This is a genomic window from Mesorhizobium sp. WSM4313, from assembly GCF_002294725.1.
Lineage (GTDB): Bacteria > Pseudomonadota > Alphaproteobacteria > Rhizobiales > Rhizobiaceae > Mesorhizobium.
In genome coordinates this window covers 896,774-913,580 of record NZ_NSFT01000001.1, presented here as the reverse complement: position 1 = coordinate 913,580, position 16,807 = coordinate 896,774, and the positions used below count along the sequence as shown (strand labels likewise).

Below are 16,807 nucleotides of genomic sequence, written 5' to 3'. Positions count from 1 at the left end.
TTTTGCGCGACAAGTGTCGCATTTGTGTGCATTAGCCTTTCATTCTGCACATTCGTCGAGACAATGGCGCCCTATCTGGAGGGATTCGAGAATGCACCTCAAACGACTGTTTCTTGTTGCCGCGCTGGCGGTCTTTGCCGCGGCACCGGCCGCAAGACAGGCTTTTGCCGAGGACGCCGCCAAGCCGGCCGACCCGGGCCTCTCCGACGTGCTGACCGATCTGTTGCATGGCGTCGAAGGCGAGAACGGCACGTCCGGCCCCGACAAGCGCGTGCCGTTCGGCCGCGAGGAGGTGCAGCTCTCCTTCGCGCCGCTGGTCAAGCAGACGGCGCCGGCCGTCGTCAATGTCTATGCCTCGCAGACCGCAAAGGTGACGTCGCCCTTCGAAGGCGATCCCTTCTTCGAGGAGTTCTTCGGCCGTGCCCAGCCGCGCGCCCAGTCCTCGCTGGGCTCCGGCGTGCTGGTCGATCCGAGCGGCGTGATCGTCACCAACTTCCACGTCATCAAGGACGCCGACGAGGTGAAGGTCGCAACCGCCGACGGACGCGAGTTCACCTCAAAGGTCATGCTCAAGGACGAGACGCTCGATCTCGCGGTGCTCAAGATCTCGGCCGACAAGCCGTTTCCGGTGATCGCCATCGGCGATTCCGACGCGCTTGAGGTCGGCGACCTTGTGCTCGCCATCGGCAATCCGTTCGGTGTCGGCCAGACCACCACCAGCGGCATTGTCTCGGCGCTCGCCCGCAGCCATATCGGCGTTTCGGATTCGGGCTATTTCATCCAGACCGATGCCGCCATCAATCCCGGAAACTCCGGCGGCGCGCTGATCAACATGGGCGGCCAGCTGGTCGGCATCAACACGGCCATCTACAGCCGCAGCGGCGGTTCGATCGGCATCGGCTTCGCCATTCCTTCGAACATGGTGCGCGCCTTCGCCGACGCCGCCAAGGCCGGGCTCGATTTCTTCGAGCGTCCCTATATCGGAGCGGAATTCGAACTGGTGACGCCGCAGATCGCAGAGTCGCTCGGCATGGAGAAACCCACCGGCGCATTGGTGTCGTCCGTGGACGCCACCGGGCCTGCCGGCAAGGCCGGCCTGAAGCCTGGCGACGTCATCCTGTCGCTCAACAACACGCCGGTCGAAAGCATCGAGGCGCTCGACTACCGCATGGCGACGCTGTCGATCGGCACCAAGGCGACCTTCGCCGTGCTGAGCAAGGGGCAGCAGGCGACGTTGGAGATTCCGCTGGAGCGCGCGCCGGAAGGCGCCAAGCCCAGCGAGGTCACCTTGCGTGGCCGCAGTCCCTTTTCCGGCGCCAAGGTGGCGGAACTGTCGCCCAGGCTTGCCCAGCGGCTTGGCCTGCGCACCGATCTCAAGGGCGTCACCGTCATCGATATCAGCCGCGATTCGCCGGCCGCCGATTTCGGTTTCCAGCCGGGCGATATCGTGCGCGAGGTGAACGGCACCACCATCGAGACCGCGGCGACACTGGCGCAGGTTGCCCAGCAGGACACGCGCTGGTGGCGCTTTACCGTCGAGCGCGGCGGGCAGATACTGCGCCAGGTGTTGCGTTATTGAGGCGATCTGCCCATTTAGAGCATGATCATGATCCCGAACCGAAGGCCGGCGTAGCAAAAAGTGAGAACCGGCGTTCGGATAAGATGGTGCTCGCAAAAGAGCGGAATCGCGTTTCAACCAAAAGACTTGCATGGCAGATCTGTTCAGTTCCGATGAGCCGGAAAAGGCGCCGCCCGGGCGGCCGCTGGCCGATCGGTTGCGCCCAAAAAACCTCGGCGAGGTCATCGGGCAAGAGCATCTGACCGGACCTGACGGCGCGCTGACCAGGCTGATCGATTCGGGCTCACTCGGCTCGATGATCTTCTGGGGTCCCCCCGGCACCGGCAAGACGACAGTGGCGCGGCTGCTCGCCGGTGAGACCAACCTTGCCTTCGAGCAGATCTCGGCCGTGTTTTCCGGTGTCGCGGACCTCAAGAAAGTGTTCGAGGCGGCGAAGCTCAGGCGCGCCAACGGCCGCCAGACGCTGCTCTTCGTCGACGAGATCCATCGCTTCAACCGCGCCCAGCAGGACGGTTTTTTGCCGGTGATGGAAGACGGCACGGTGGTGCTGGTCGGCGCCACGACGGAGAACCCGTCCTTTGAGCTCAATGCAGCGCTTCTGTCGCGCGCGCGTGTGCTGGTGTTCCGCTCGCTGGGCGAGGACAGCATCGCCAAGCTTCTGGCCCGGGCGGAAGAGACCGAGGGCAGGGCGCTGCCACTCGACGAAGAGGCGCGCGCGATGCTGATCCGCATGGCGGATGGCGACGGCCGCGCCTCGCTGACGCTGGCCGAGGAAGTCTGGCGCGCCGCCAAGAAAGGCGAGGTGTTCGGCCCGGAAGGCCTGCAACGCGTCATCCAGCGCCGAGCGCCGATCTACGACAAGGGCCAGGACGGCCATTACAATCTGATCTCGGCGTTGCATAAATCGGTGCGCGGCTCCGATCCGGATGCGGCGCTCTACTATCTTGCCCGCATGTTCGATGCCGGCGAGGATCCGCTCTATCTTGGCCGCCGGCTGGTGCGCATGGCGATAGAGGATATCGGGCTCGCCGATCCTCAGGCGCTTGTCGTCGCCAATGCGGCCAAGGACGCCTATGACTATCTTGGCTCGCCCGAGGGCGAGCTCGCCTTCGCCCAGGCCGCCGTTTATCTCGCCACGGCGCCGAAATCGAACGCGGTCTACACTGCCTTCAAGGCCGCGACCGCGGCAGCCAAGGAGTTCGGCTCGCTGCTGCCGCCCAAGCATATCCTCAACGCGCCGACCAAGCTGATGAAGCAGGAGGATTACGGCGCCGGCTATCGCTACGACCATGACGAGCCGGAGGCGTTTTCAGGCCAGGACTATTTTCCGGAGAAGATGGGCCGGCGCACTTTCTACGATCCGCCGGAACGCGGTTTCGAGCGCGATATCCGCAAGCGGCTGGAATACTGGGCGAAGCTGCGCAGCGAACGGAACAGCTGAGTTGCGCGGCCCGGCGGTCGGCCCGCTTCGACGCGAAGCCGCGTTGTGGTGGACCACACCTGCTGCGGCATTGTGCCGGGAAACAAAAAATCCTATCAAGACGCACGGCTGGCGGGGGTCGCCGTGATGTTGTCCCATGGAACAGGATCGCGCTCCCGCGCGAATGACAATGACAAAGCAAACCGTCAAGACGCTCCGCAAGGCCGCCATCGCCGTCGTAGTTCTCGCGCTCGCCTTCTACTTCATCCCAATCCTGACCACCATCTGGGTCGTTTGCGGCCTGATCGATGTCATGCGCAACGACCAGAAGAACCAGAACCTGTTCGAGCGCTACTTCCTCGGCAACGGCCTGTTCACCTGGCTGTTGTCGCCGTTCAATCTGATCGTCGACCTTCTCAGCTACCGCAACCCCGGCGTCTGGAAGCCCGAGCAGTTCCCCGAGGATTATCAGCGCGAGATCAACGAGGTGCTGGGCGTCTTCAAGGCGCGCAAGGACGAGATCATCGCCGATATCGATGCCAATTTCGGCGCCGGCCGCCGCGGCATGTATGTCTACCAGTGGTACGGCAAGCACAAGATCGACAACGTCCCCGAATTCAACAAGGACTACAAATACATCAAGACGATCGCGGTATCCGTTTTCAGCAAGCGCGAATCGACGTCCTGGCATTTCGGTCCGCTCAGGCTCAGCCTGCGCATCCTCTACAATCTGATACCGGTGAAGGCCGAGATCTTCGTCCAGTGCGGCAGCAAGAAGAACTACTGGTATGACAATCCCCTGTTTATCTTCGACGACACGCTGTTCCACCGCTCGGTCAACGAATATGACGGCCGCCGCTACTGCGTCTTCGTCGACATCATCCGCCCGTCTCCGTTTCCGAGGCTGATCGCGGGCCTTCTCGCCATCGTCTCCGTCAGCGTGGAGCGTATCAATTCGGTCTTCTACAAGAACTGGAAGATGATCGGCTCGTCGAAGCCGAAGGCGGCCGCCAACTGACCACGGCGGAACCTCGCCTCGATCCGCCTTAAACCAACGTCCAATGGCGCGGACGAACCGCGACCTTTAGGATTCCAGCGCGGCTCCAGGACACGCGTAGCGTTTTTCGTCGGGAATTGCGCAAGATCAATACGCGTTCCGGCCGGCGTTCTATCGAAAGCTGACCCGCAACTGGTAGCGGAATAGTCTACCGAGCATGATGGCGGAGCGGCAGGAGGTTCCGCTCACCGGGAGGATTAAGTTGATCGGACGGCAACCAGCCGTGCACGCGGACCAGGTCCAGGCCTCGGTCGCCAAGAGCGATGCAGCCCATTCGGCGGTCGTCGCCTCGTGGCGGCGATCCCTCCAATTGCACGGCCTGGATCCCGCAGCACGCACGGCGCCGCGGCGACTGACCGAAGGCGAGCTCGGGCTCACGAGGCAGCGCATGGAGCGGCTGATCCGCGCGGCCGAACCCAGCCTCAATCGGCTCTACCTCGCCGTGGGCGGCGTCGGCTGCTGCGTCATGCTGGCGGATCGCGACGGCATCCCGGTCGAGCGACGGGGCGCCGTCGCGGACGACGAGACATTCGATGAATGGGGCCTGTGGACCGGCACCGTCTGGAGCGAGGACAGCGAAGGCACCAACGGCATCGGCACCTGCATCGCCGACCAGCGCGCTCTGACCATCCACCGCGATCAGCATTTCTTCTCCCGCAACACGCTGCTGAGCTGCACCACGGCGCCGGTCTATGATCATGAAGGCAATCTGGCGGCGGCGCTCGATGTCTCGTCCTGCCGGTCGGACCTGACCGAGGGCTTTGTGCAGCTCATCGCGGTTGCCGTGGGCGACGCCGCGCGCCGGATCGAAGCGGAAAATTTCCGCATGGTGTTTTCGGATGCCCGCATCTTGCTCGCACCCGTCACCGAGCGCAGCGCCGGTGCGCTGATAGCGGTCGATTCGGATGATCTTGTGATCGGCGCGACGCGCTCTGCCCGTCTTGGTCTCGGCATAACGCGGGAGGCGCTGGCCAGAGGACTGCTTGCCACCGATATTCTCGGCGACTGCGCAAAGACCGCTGAGGATTTGGACGATGCCGAGCGCGGTGTGGTTCAGCGGGCGCTGGCGCGCGCCGGCGGCAACGTCTCGGCCGCCGCGCAGAACCTCGGCATCTCCCGCGCCACCCTGCATCGCAAGCTCGCCCGCTTCGACATTCGCCGCCCGCATTGATTGCAGACCGGACTGTCGCAGTTCTGCGACAGTCGGGCGCCACGATCATCCAGCCCCGGGCTGACAAGCCAGTGCCGATCCGCAACCCTTCCTCCCATAGCGCCGCATCCCGCGGCGTGCTCATTGGGAGGCAGTGATGAACAAGGTGGAATTCTCGCGTACGGCCAAGGTTCCTTTCGCCAAGCGCTACGACAACTTTATCGGCGGCAAATGGGCGGCGCCGCTCTCCGGCAGATATTTCGACAACATCTCGCCGGTCACCGGCCGGCCGCTCTGCGAAATTGCCCGGTCGGACGCAAATGACATCGAGGCCGCGCTTGATGCCGCCCACAAGGCCAAGGACGCCTGGGGCAAGACCAGCCCCGCGGCTCGCGCGCTGATCCTCAACCGCATCGCCGATCGCATGGAAGACAATCTCGACCTGCTGGCGCTCGCCGAGACCTGGGACAATGGCAAGCCGATCCGCGAGACGACCGCCGCCGACCTGCCTCTGGCCATCGACCATTTCCGCTATTTCGCCGGCGTGCTGCGCAGCCAGGAAGGCTCGATCTCCGAAATCGACCACGACACCGTCGCCTACCATTTCCATGAGCCGCTCGGTGTTGTCGGCCAGATCATTCCGTGGAACTTCCCGCTGCTGATGGCGGTGTGGAAGCTGGCGCCGGCGCTCGCCGCCGGCAATTGCGTGGTGCTGAAGCCCGCCGAGCAGACACCCGCCACGATCATGCTGTGGGCCGACCTCATCGGTGACCTCTTGCCAGAAGGCGTGCTCAACATCGTCAACGGCTTCGGCCTTGAGGCCGGCAAGCCGCTCGCCTCGTCGAACCGCATCGCCAAGATCGCCTTCACCGGCGAGACGACCACGGGCCGCCTGATCTCGCAATATGCCAGCCACAACCTCATTCCGGTGACGCTCGAGCTTGGCGGCAAGTCGCCCAACATCTTCTTCCAGGATGTGACGGCCGAAGACGACGATTTCTTCGACAAGGCGATCGAGGGCTTCGTCATGTTCGCGCTCAACCAGGGCGAGGTCTGCACGTGCCCCAGCCGCGCGCTGGTGCATGAGAAGATCTACGACAAGTTCATCGAGCGCGCGCTGAAGCGTGTCGAGGCGATCGTCCAGGGCGATCCGCTCGATCCCGCCACCATGATCGGCGCGCAGGCCTCGAGCGAGCAGCTGGAAAAGATCCTGTCCTACTTCGACATCGGCCGCCAGGAAGGCGCCGAAGTTCTGACCGGTGGAGAGCAGAACCATCTGCCGGGCGATCTCGCCGGCGGCTACTACGTCAAGCCGACCGTGTTCAAGGGTAACAACAAGATGCGCATCTTCCAGGAGGAGATCTTTGGACCCGTCGTGTCCGTGACGACCTTCAAGGACGATGACGAGGCGCTGTCGATCGCCAACGACACCCTCTACGGCCTCGGCGCCGGCATCTGGAGCCGCGAGGCGAACCGCTGCTACCGCTTCGGCCGCGCCATCCAGGCCGGGCGTGTCTGGACCAACTGCTATCACGCCTATCCGGCGCATGCCGCCTTCGGCGGCTACAAGCAATCCGGCATCGGCCGCGAGACGCACAAGATGATGCTCGACCACTATCAGCAGACGAAGAACATGCTGGTCAGCTACAGCCCGAAGAAGCTCGGCTTCTTCTGATCCTCCCAGGGCGAAGAGGAGGGCGCGGCCCACCCGCGTCCTCCCATCAGTCGAGGAGGATTTGATGGACAAGCCTTCATTGAGCAAGGTGTCGGCCACGCCGGAGGCCGAGGCGCTGCTTGCCGAGATCATCGCCGATCACGGCCCGGTTCTGTTCCATCAGTCCGGCGGCTGCTGCGACGGCTCTTCGCCGATGTGCTACCCGCGTGGCGAGTTCATGATCGGCGACAATGACGTGAAATTGGGCGAAATCGGCGATACGCCGGTCTATATCAGCGCCTCTCAATATGAGGCGTGGAAGCACACCGATCTCATCATCGATGTGGTGAAGGGCAGGGGCGGGATGTTCTCGCTCGACAATGGCCGCGAGAAGCGCTTTCTGACGCGCTCGACCGTCTGCGCGGTGCTTACGCCTTCGGGCAATTGATCAGACGACGTTTGGGGTAATTATCGCGCTTTGTTGGGCCTTTGGCTCGCAACCTGTCCGCCTTAGTGCTATGGCGCCGCTTTCGAATGGAAAAGCAAAGTCATGGCAGGTGTTGAACAGATCACGGTTGAGGCCGGTGAGGCGGGCATGCGGCTCGACCGCTGGTTCAAGGTCCATTATCCGGGCCTCGGCTTCGGCCATCTGCAGAAGTTGCTTCGGTCGGGGCAGATCCGGGTCGATGGCGGCCGGGTGAAGGCCGACACGCGTGTGGAGCCCGGCCAGTCTGTCCGCGTTCCGCCGCTCGACGTCGATAAGAAGGGCGATGCGCCGCTCACCGGCCACTCGATCCGCAACCAGGGCGATGCCGACGTGCTCGCCAAGATGCTTCTGCATGAGGACTCGAAAGTCTTCGTCTTCAACAAGCCGGCGGGGCTCGCCGTGCAGGGCGGCTCCGGCGTCACCCGCAATGTCGACGACATGCTGGAGGCCTGGCGCAACAAGAAGGGCGAGAAGCCACGCCTCGTCCACCGCCTCGACCGTGACACGTCCGGCGTGCTGGTGGTCGCCCGCACCCGTCTTGCGGCGATGAAGCTGTCGGAGGCGTTCCGCGCGCGCGAGACCAAGAAAACCTACTGGGCGCTGGTCAAGGGCGTGCCGCCCAAGCGCGAGGACAAGATCTCGACCTGGCTGATCAAGGAGCCGACGGAAGATGGCGACCGCGTGCGCGTGGCTGCGCATGGCGAGAAGGGCGCCGACCACGCCGTCTCCTACTACCGTGTCATCGAGCAGGCGGCGCAGACGATGACCTGGCTGGAGATGGAGCCCTATACCGGCCGCACGCACCAGCTTCGCGTTCACGCCGCCTACATAGGTTGCCCGATCATCGGCGACCCAAAATATTTCGAGGCCGATACCAACTGGGATTTCCCGGGCGGCATTCAAAACCGCCTGCACCTGCATGCGCGCCGCATCATCATCCCGCATCCGGACCACGGCGTCATCGACGTCACGGCGCCGATGCCGCCGCATATGCGCCAGAGCTGGAACCTGATCGGCTTCGACGACCAGAGCGCGGAAGACTGACTTGGCTGTCGCCCCCGCATTGGACAGACGCGATGCAGTCGATATGGCCGCAGCCGCCATTATGGTCGGGCTGACCTTTTCCTGGGGGCTGAACTATGTCGCCGCCAAGGTGTCATACTCCGGCTACGACCCTGTCTTCGTCTCGATCGCACGTTCGCTCATCGGGGGAGCCTGCGTGTTCGCCTGGTGCCGGCTGCGCGGCATCAAGCTCTTCGAAGCGGATCGGACGCTGGCCGCCGGTATCGTCGTCGGCGTGCTCTTCGGCGTCGAGTTCCTGTGTCTCTATATCGGCCTCGAATACACGACCGTTGCCCGCAACACGCTCCTGGTCAACACCATGCCGTTCTGGGTGCTGATCGGCGGACATTTCCTGCTTGGCGAGCGTATCAATGCGCGCAAGCTCGGTGGCCTTGTTCTCGCCTTCTGCGGCCTGGCGGCGGTCTTCTCCGACGGCATCACTGCCGGCAGCGGCGCGACACTGACCGGCGATCTGCTCAGTCTCGGCTCGGGCATTCTCTGGGCAGCGACAAGCATCGTCATCAAACGATCGAGGCTGGTCGAGACGCGCGCGGAGAAACTGCTGCTCTATCAGCTGGCCGGCGCCGCCGTCGTCGGCCTGCTGGTGATGCCTTTCGCCGGTCCGCCCATCCGCGCGCTTGCCGTCCTGCCGACACTGGCGCTGCTGTTCCAGTCTTTCTATATCGTCGCCTTCACCTATGTGTTGTGGTTCTGGCTGCTCACGCGCTATCCGGCGGCCGGCTTGTCGAGTTTCGCCTTTCTGTCGCCGGTGTTCGGCGTCCTTTGCGGCGCGGTGCTGTTGGGCGAGCTGCCGACGACCAGGATTTTCCTGGCGCTCGGCCTGATTGCCGCCGGGCTGATCATCGTCAATCGCCCGGCGCGCAGACAACCCACACCATAGATCAGCTCGCGGAACGGCAAGCTGCCCTATCGATTTATGTTGACGCGATTGCGGACGCAAAACCGCTTCACACTTTTCCTCAAATTGCTTTAAGGAGTTCGGCATGCGCGACATCCTCGAAGACCTCGAAGCCGGTAAGCTGCTTTCGGATCCCGATCCTGTGCGCCGCGCCCAGATCCAGATGAAGACGCCGCTGCCGAAGCGTTTCTACAAGGCTGTTTCGGTGGCTCCTGTCGAGAATGGCTTTGCCGTTCATCTGGACGGCCGCCCCGTGCGCACGCCGGGCAAGGTTGTGATGGTGCTGCCGACCGAAAAGGCTGCAGCACTTGTGGCCGCTGAATTCAGCGCGCAAGGCGAAGTCATTGATCCCGTGACAATGCCTATCATGCGGCTGGTGAACACCGCCATCGACGGCGTCGCCTCCGATCCGCAGGCGGTGCTCGAAGATATCCTGCGCTTCGCCTCGTCCGATCTTCTTTGCTACCGCGCCGACGGCCCGCAAGGCCTGGTCGATCGCCAGAACAAGCATTGGGACCCGGTGCTGGACTGGGCGCGCGGCCATCTCGGCGCACGCTTCAACCTTGCCGAAGGCGTCGTCCATGTCGAGCAGCCCCGCGAGACCATCGCCGTTCTCGGCGCGCATCTTGGCCAGCGCTCGGAACCGCTGCGGCTGGCCGCCATCCATGTCATGACCGCGCTGACCGGTTCGGCGCTGCTCGCGCTGGCTGTCGATTTCGGCGAGCTCGACGCCGAGGAAGCCTGGGCGGCCGGCCATGTCGACGAGGACTGGCAGATCGAGCATTGGGGCCAGGATGCTGAGGCCCTGGCGCGCCGCTCGGCGCGCAAGCGCGACATGATGGCGGCGGTCAGCCTGCTCGAGGCGCTGCAGGGCTAAAGTAACTTCAGGAACGCCGCACAACGGGTTCCGTTCAGAATACCGCTTGGCCACTGACAGCTATCCGGCAACCGATCCTATGCTATTATTCGCCGCGCAATCGGGGGGCGGCAATGTCAGACTTTCGGAATGCGGTAACCTCAATGCCGGGCAGGGAGCGCCTGGCTAAAGCGCCCCATGGCGCAAAAGTTGTAATCCATGCCACTGCCGCCGAGACGAACGGCGCATTCGGGATGTGGGAAACTTTCACCCCACCCGGGAAAGGCCCGGCCTCTCACACTCACACCCGAGAGACCGAGGTTTTTCGGGTGATACGCGGGATCTATCGTTTCCAATGTGGTGACGAGGAATTCGATGCCCCTCCAGGCGCCGTCGTTGTTTTGCCTCCTCACGTGCGTCACAGTTGGCGAAACATTGGCGACGAGCCCGGGCAGATGTTCGCAATAGTGACGCCGGGTGGCTTCGAGCAACTCTTCATGGAGATAGAGGCCTCTGGCGCCGACGCGCCCGACGAGATCGCATTGATTGAAGCACGCCTTGGGATAATCAACGACGAGACGGTGGCGATCAATCGCTGACGCTTGGCCATGCATCTTGAGAAACGCTTCCTTTCCAAGAAGACACATTCGATCGGCGATATTTGCGGCCCGGTGCCGGAAATGATCCGCTCCAAGTGCTGCACTCAGCTTTCGCAGCGCACCTAATACCAAAGTCATAATCCCATCGTCGCGGTGCCTTTCGCCCGCCCTTTCTGTCATTTTTCCTTCGTTGGCTGCGTTTTTGAGTCCGCGTTCGCAGGAGCGCGGACGGTGGCGCGCAGCCATCGAGGACAGACGGGATCTCACGGGAGGATATATCAATGGCAATGGCTTCGACCGCCGGCGGAACCAGCCGCGGCATGACGCGGGAGGAGAAGAAGGTCATCTTCGCCTCCTCGCTCGGTACCGTTTTCGAGTGGTATGATTTCTATCTCTACGGCTCGCTGGCCGCCTTCATCGGCTCGACCTTCTTCAGCCCGGCGATTCCCGAAGCGACGCGCAACATCTTCGCGCTGCTGGCCTTTGCCGCCGGCTTCCTTGTGCGTCCGTTCGGCGCGCTCGTGTTTGGCCGCATCGGCGATCTCGTCGGCCGCAAATACACCTTCCTCGTCACTATGACGATCATGGGCCTGTCCACCTTCCTGGTGGGCCTGCTGCCCGGCTATGCCAGCTGGGGCATCGCGGCGCCCGTGATCCTGATCGGGCTGCGCATGCTGCAGGGCCTTGCGCTTGGCGGCGAGTATGGCGGTGCCGCGACCTACGTCGCCGAACACGCGCCGGACGACCGACGCGGCTACTACACATCCTGGATCCAGACCACGGCGACGCTCGGCCTGTTCCTGTCGCTGATCGTCATCCTGATCGTCCAGGGCTCGCTCAGCAAGGAGACCTACGCCAGTTGGGGTTGGCGCATCCCCTTCATCGTCTCGTTCCTGCTGCTCGCCATCTCGATCTGGATCCGGCTGTCGCTTTCGGAGTCGCCGACCTTCCAGCGCATGAAGGAGGAAGGTAAGGGCTCCAAGGCGCCGTTAACGGAAGCTTTCGGTCAGTGGAAGAACGCCAAGATCGCCCTTCTGGCGCTGCTCGGCCTTACCGCCGGCCAGGCCGTGATCTGGTACAACGGGCAGTTCTACGCCCTGTTCTTCCTGCAGAACGTGCTGAAGGTCGACGCATGGTCGGTCAACGTCATGATCGCTATCGCGCTGGCCGTCGGCTCGATCTTCTTCGTCGTGTTCGGCTGGCTGTCGGACAAGATCGGCCGTAAGCCCATCATCATGGCAGGCCTTGCGTTGGGCATCGTCTGCACCTTCCCGCTGTTCAAGGCTCTGACCTGGGCCGCCAATCCGGCTCTGGCCACCGCGCAGCAGAACACCCGCGCGACGGTGACGGCGGCGCCCGGCGACTGCAAGTTCCAGTTCAATCCTGTCGGCACGGCGAAGTTCACGACGTCCTGTGATATCGCGACGTCGTTCCTGACCAAGAACTCGGTGCCTTACGACGTCGTTGCGACGGCAGCGCCCGGCACGGCTGCCACGGTCAAGATCGGCAACGAGACGGTGGCGTCCTATGATGCCGTTGCCGCTGGCGATCAGGCCAAGGCCAAGGAGGCGGCCTTCCAGAAAGCGGTGAACATGGCGCTGCGGGACGGCGGCTATCCGCTGAAGCGCGCCGCGGCCAAGGTTCCGGACCAGAAGCTCGACGCCTTCATCGCGGCGAATCCCGAACTCAAGCTCGATGCCGCGGCCATCCGCGGCGGCGAAAAGGCGACGGTTCCGGTCGACAAGGCGATCGCCGACAAGCTGCTGACCAAGGACGAGGCGGCTGGTGCGCCGGAAGTCACCGTCTACAACATCCCGGGCGGCGGTCCGTTCGCCATGACTGCCGATCCGGCAGCCATCAACTGGCCGCTGACGATCGGCATCCTGTTCATCCTGGTGCTGTTCGTCACCATGGTCTATGGACCGATCGCCGCGATCCTGGTCGAGATGTTCCCGACCCGCATCCGCTACACCGGCATGTCGCTGCCTTACCACATCGGCAATGGCTGGTTCGGCGGTCTGCTGCCGGCAACGGTGTTCGCGCTCAGCGCCTACAAGGGCGATATCTACTACGGTCTCTGGTACCCGGTTATCATCGCGGCAATGTCGCTTATCATCGGCATGATCTTCGTCAGGGATACGCTCGGCACAGACCTGCACGCCAAGGAATGACCCCGGGTCATCCCGCTCAAACAGAAAGCCCGGCGTGAGCGATCACGCCGGGTTTTTTCATGCCCAATTGGAAGAAAGCGGTCAGCTCTTGCGCTGCTGGTTCTCTTCCTCGATCGCCGCTTCGTGGTACCAGCCGTCGAAGTCGGCGTGCGCGCCGCGAAGCGCTGCAAGTTCTGCCGCGAATTTGGCCTTGGCGCCTAAATTTGAGGCAGACTTGCGTGCTGCGAGCGGGAACAGCAGGACTTTTGCCGACGGCCGCGATGGCGTAACTTGCATTGCCGATCTCCTCGCCTTTTCAGGAGCGTACCGATTCACCTTCCCATCAAAATATGTCCTGCGATTCCTTTAGGCAATATGCTTACAAAAAGATCAGTAAATGCCTATTTTATAAGCAAAACCGGCACCTGAACGATCCAGTCGCATTGCTGAGACGGCTCAACAAAATCAAAGCGTTGCCATGGCCATTTTGCCGCACCCCGCGAAGGCCGAGTGGCATACGAATTGCTTTTTGACCGTCGGCAGGCCGGCTCGAGCCGGCCGAGCGTCGCCACCATTTGGCGGTGATCAAGCAACGAGAGGCTCTAGAATGACCAAATACAAGCTCGAGTATATCTGGCTCGACGGCTACACACCGGTCCCCAATCTGCGCGGCAAGACCCAGATCAAGGAATTCGCCGAGTTCCCGACGCTCGAGCAGTTGCCGCTATGGGGCTTCGATGGTTCCTCCACGAACCAGGCCGAGGGCCGCAGCTCCGATTGCGTGCTGAAGCCGGTCGCGCTTTATCCGGACCCGGCCCGCACCAACGGCATTCTGGTCATGTGCGAAGTCATGATGCCCGATGGCGTCACTCCGCATGAATCCAACAGCCGCGCGACCATCCTCGACGACGAGGATGCCTGGTTCGGCTTCGAGCAGGAATATTTCTTCTACAAGGACGGCCGTCCGCTTGGCTTCCCCGAGAGCGGCTACCCGGCCCCGCAAGGTCCGTATTACACCGGCGTTGGCTACAAGAACGTCGGCGATGTCGCCCGCCAGATCGTCGAGGAACATCTCGACCTTTGCCTCGCCGCCGGCATCAACCATGAAGGCATCAACGCCGAAGTGGCCAAGGGCCAGTGGGAATTCCAGATTTTCGGCAAGGGCTCCAAGAAGGCCGCCGACCAGATCTGGATGGCGCGCTACCTGCTGCTGCGTCTGACCGAAAAATACGGCATCGACATCGAGTTCCACTGCAAGCCGCTCGGCGACACCGACTGGAACGGCTCGGGCATGCACTGCAACTTCTCGACCAAGTACATGCGTGAAGTCGGCGGCAAGGCCTATTTCGAGGCGCTGATGGCGCAGTTCGACAAGAACCTGATGGATCATATCGCGGTCTACGGCCCGGACAACGACAAGCGCCTGACCGGCAAGCACGAAACCGCGCCGTGGAACAAGTTCTCCTACGGTGTCGCCGACCGCGGCGCTTCGATCCGCGTGCCGCACTCCTTCGTCAAGAACGACTACAAGGGCTACCTGGAAGACCGTCGCCCGAACTCGCAGGGCGACCCCTACCAGATCGCCTCGCAGGTGCTGAAGACGATCTCGCAGGTTTCGACCGCCGCGGTTTCGGCCGCCGCCTGATTCCTCGCTTGCCAGGGCGCAGGCCCCTGGCGCGATGGGCACGCTAGAAAAGCCCCAGCGGAAACCCGCTGGGGCTTTTTGCATGGGAGAGCCGGCAATACAGGCCAGTCTGCCGCCACCGTCAGGCGGCAATCACGCACGCGATTTGAGCGCTGCCACCATCTTGGCGTGCGGCAGGGCGGGCGTGCGGTTCCCGTCGTTGTTGACCAAGGCGAGGAAGATGTCGCCGGAGAAATGCGAGCAGCCGGCGGTGCCGGTGCGCGAGCCCGGCCGGCACGCGCCGCGCCGGCTCGAAAGCCCGTCTTCAGAAATGAAAAGCCCTTGGAAGGGAGTGCCTTCCAAGGGCAGAATTTTCTATCCGATCAGAAGTTTAGACCGAATAGTACATGTCGTACTCGACCGGGTGCGGGGTCATTTCGAAGCGCATGACCTCGGCCATCTTGAGCTCGATATAGCTGTCGATCTGATCGTCGTCGAAGACGCCGCCGGCTTTCAGGAAGCCGCGGTCCTTGTCGAGGTTCTGCAGGGCTTCGCGCAGCGAGCCGCAGACGGTCGGGATCTTCTTCAGCTCCTTCGGCGGCAGGTCGTAGAGATCCTTGTCCATCGGCTGTCCGGGGTGGATCTTGTTCTTGATGCCATCGAGGCCGGCCATCAACATAGCGGCGAAACCGAGATAGGGGTTCGCGCCCGGATCGGGGAAGCGGACCTCGACGCGCTTCGACTTTGGCGAGTTGCCGAACGGAATGCGGCAGGAAGCCGAGCGGTTGCGCGCCGAATAGGCGAGCAGCACCGGCGCCTCATAGCCCGGCACCAGACGCTTGTAGGAGTTGGTCAGCGGGTTGGTGAAGGCGTTGATCGCCTTGGCGTGCTTGATGATGCCGCCGATGTAATAGAGGCAGCTCTCCGACAGGCCGGCATATTCGTTGCCGGCGAAGGTCGGCTTGCCGCCCTTCCAGATCGACTGGTGGACGTGCATGCCCGAGCCGTTGTCGCCGAACACCGGCTTCGGCATGAAGGTGGCTGTCTTGCCGTAGGCGTTGGCGACCTGGTGCACGACATACTTGTAGATCAGCATCTTGTCGGCGTTGCGCACCAGCGTGTCGAACTTGATGCCGAGCTCGTGCTGCGCGGCGGCGACCTCGTGGTGGTGCTTTTCGACGCGCACGCCCATTTCGGCGAGCACGGTCAGCATCTCGGAACGCATGTCCTGGCAGGAATCGATCGGCGGCACCGGGAAATAGCCGCCCTTGATGCGCGGACGGTGGCCGAGATTGCCGGTCTCGTAGTCGGTGTCGTCGTTGGAGGGCAGTTCGGTCGAGTCGAGACGGAAGCCGGTGTTGTAGGGATCGGCCTTGTACTTGACGTCGTCGAACACGAAGAACTCGGCCTCGGGACCGACATAGATGGTGTCGCCGATGCCTTCCGCCTTCATGTAGGCCTCGGCCTTCTTGGCGGTGCCGCGCGGATCGCGGTTATAAGCCTCGCCTGAAATCGGATCGAGGATGTCGCACAGGATGACCATGGTCGACTGGGCGAAGAACGGATCCATATGGACGGTATCCGTGTCCGGCATCAGCACCATGTCGGACTCGTTGATCGCCTTCCAGCCGGCGATCGAGGAGCCGTCGAACATGACGCCGTCGGCGAACATGTCTTCCTCCACCTCGACGACATCCATCGTCACATGTTGCAGCTTGCCCCGCGGATCGGTGAAGCGCAGGTCGACGAATTTCACGTCGTTGTCCTTGATCTGCTTCATGATGTCTTTGGCTGTCGTCATGTCATTTCTTCCCTGTGTGATGACGTCCGGAAAATGGATTGTAGGTTTTGGTCAGATGGCGTCGATGCCGGTCTCGCCTGTGCGGATGCGCACGACTTCCTCTATGTTGGAGACGAAGATTTTTCCATCGCCGATGCGGCCGGTCTGCGCCGCCTTGCGGATGGCCTCGATGGCTCCTTCGACAGCCTCGTCGCCAAGCACCACCTCGATCTTCACCTTGGGCAGGAAATCGACGACATATTCGGCGCCGCGATAGAGCTCGGTATGGCCCTTCTGACGGCCGAAACCCTTGGCTTCGGTGACGGTGATGCCTTGCAGTCCGGCCTCCTGAAGCGCTTCCTTCACTTCGTCCAGCTTGAATGGCTTGATGATCGCTTCGATCTTTTTCATGTAAAAAGTGGCCTCCACTGCCAAGAAGACGGGTTGTGTGCCCCGCTTGCGCCTTCATC

Annotated in this window: 16 protein-coding genes; 12 read left to right on the top strand and 4 right to left on the bottom strand. The window is 62.7% G+C overall.

All coding sequences use genetic code 11. From position 1 onward, the window contains the following. The first annotated feature begins 91 nt into the window (after positions 1-91). The 11 genes from CK219_RS04510 (at position 92) to CK219_RS04460 (ending at position 12,954) form a co-directional block, all read left to right on the top strand. Positions 92-1,579 (top strand): DegQ family serine endoprotease, encoded by a 1,488-nt coding sequence (locus CK219_RS04510; RefSeq protein WP_095765502.1) that lies wholly within the window; start codon positions 92-94, stop codon positions 1,577-1,579. Positions 1,580-1,709: 130 nt separating this feature from the next. Beyond that, the gene (locus CK219_RS04505) at positions 1,710-3,020 is read left to right on the top strand and encodes a replication-associated recombination protein A (RefSeq protein WP_095765501.1); all 1,311 of its coding nucleotides are present in this window, start codon (positions 1,710-1,712) and stop codon (positions 3,018-3,020) included. Between the two features lie 169 nt (positions 3,021-3,189). Next, a complete protein-coding gene (locus CK219_RS04500) occupies positions 3,190-4,017 on the top strand; it encodes an aspartyl/asparaginyl beta-hydroxylase domain-containing protein (RefSeq protein WP_095765500.1) in 828 nt (275 codons plus the stop codon). Positions 4,018-4,258: 241 nt separating this feature from the next. Then, positions 4,259-5,227 (top strand): helix-turn-helix domain-containing protein, encoded by a 969-nt coding sequence (locus tag CK219_RS04495; protein ID WP_245340381.1) that lies wholly within the window; start codon positions 4,259-4,261, stop codon positions 5,225-5,227. A 136-nt stretch (positions 5,228-5,363) separates the two neighbouring features. Next, complete coding sequence (gene adh, locus CK219_RS04490) at positions 5,364-6,881, top strand: aldehyde dehydrogenase (RefSeq protein WP_095765499.1); 1,518 nt, start codon at positions 5,364-5,366, stop codon at positions 6,879-6,881. A gap of 64 nt (positions 6,882-6,945) precedes the next feature. Next, a complete protein-coding gene (locus CK219_RS04485; RefSeq protein WP_095765498.1) occupies positions 6,946-7,308 on the top strand; it encodes a DUF779 domain-containing protein in 363 nt (120 codons plus the stop codon). A gap of 102 nt (positions 7,309-7,410) precedes the next feature. Then, positions 7,411-8,391: an RluA family pseudouridine synthase gene (locus CK219_RS04480; RefSeq protein ID WP_095765497.1), complete on the top strand. Its 981-nt coding sequence runs from the start codon at positions 7,411-7,413 to the stop codon at positions 8,389-8,391. 43 nt (positions 8,392-8,434) lie between these two features. Beyond that, positions 8,435-9,310 carry a DMT family transporter gene (locus CK219_RS04475; RefSeq protein ID WP_095765496.1) on the top strand — a complete coding sequence of 292 codons (876 nt, stop codon included), beginning with the start codon at positions 8,435-8,437 and terminating at the stop codon, positions 9,308-9,310. 103 nt (positions 9,311-9,413) lie between these two features. After that, positions 9,414-10,205 carry an ATP12 family chaperone protein gene (locus CK219_RS04470; RefSeq protein ID WP_095765495.1) on the top strand — a complete coding sequence of 264 codons (792 nt, stop codon included), beginning with the start codon at positions 9,414-9,416 and terminating at the stop codon, positions 10,203-10,205. A 113-nt stretch (positions 10,206-10,318) separates the two neighbouring features. Next, positions 10,319-10,783 (top strand): cupin domain-containing protein, encoded by a 465-nt coding sequence (locus CK219_RS04465; RefSeq protein ID WP_095765494.1) that lies wholly within the window; start codon positions 10,319-10,321, stop codon positions 10,781-10,783. A 281-nt stretch (positions 10,784-11,064) separates the two neighbouring features. Continuing rightward, positions 11,065-12,954 (top strand): MFS transporter, encoded by a 1,890-nt coding sequence (locus CK219_RS04460; protein WP_095765493.1) that lies wholly within the window; start codon positions 11,065-11,067, stop codon positions 12,952-12,954. A gap of 81 nt (positions 12,955-13,035) precedes the next feature. On the opposite strand, the gene CK219_RS04455 is transcribed toward CK219_RS04460, so the two are convergent. Beyond that, the gene (locus CK219_RS04455) at positions 13,036-13,230 is read right to left on the bottom strand and encodes a DUF2735 domain-containing protein (protein WP_095765492.1); all 195 of its coding nucleotides are present in this window, start codon (positions 13,228-13,230) and stop codon (positions 13,036-13,038) included. A gap of 310 nt (positions 13,231-13,540) precedes the next feature. On the opposite strand from CK219_RS04455, the gene CK219_RS04450 reads away from it, so the two are divergent. Beyond that, positions 13,541-14,578, top strand: coding sequence for a glutamine synthetase beta-grasp domain-containing protein (locus CK219_RS04450; RefSeq protein WP_095765491.1), 1,038 nt, complete (start codon positions 13,541-13,543; stop codon positions 14,576-14,578). Between the two features lie 132 nt (positions 14,579-14,710). On the opposite strand, the gene CK219_RS04445 is transcribed toward CK219_RS04450, so the two are convergent. The 3 genes from CK219_RS04445 to CK219_RS04435 are packed head-to-tail and all read right to left on the bottom strand — an operon-like array spanning position 14,711 to position 16,748. Further along, positions 14,711-14,920 carry a hypothetical protein gene (locus tag CK219_RS04445; RefSeq protein ID WP_095765490.1) on the bottom strand — a complete coding sequence of 70 codons (210 nt, stop codon included), beginning with the start codon at positions 14,918-14,920 and terminating at the stop codon, positions 14,711-14,713. A 28-nt stretch (positions 14,921-14,948) separates the two neighbouring features. Beyond that, positions 14,949-16,358, bottom strand: a complete 1,410-nt coding sequence (gene glnA, locus CK219_RS04440; protein WP_095765489.1) for a type I glutamate--ammonia ligase — start codon at positions 16,356-16,358, stop codon at positions 14,949-14,951. Between the two features lie 51 nt (positions 16,359-16,409). Beyond that, positions 16,410-16,748: a P-II family nitrogen regulator gene (locus tag CK219_RS04435; RefSeq protein WP_018428041.1), complete on the bottom strand. Its 339-nt coding sequence runs from the start codon at positions 16,746-16,748 to the stop codon at positions 16,410-16,412. Between the last annotated feature and the right edge of the window lie 59 nt (positions 16,749-16,807).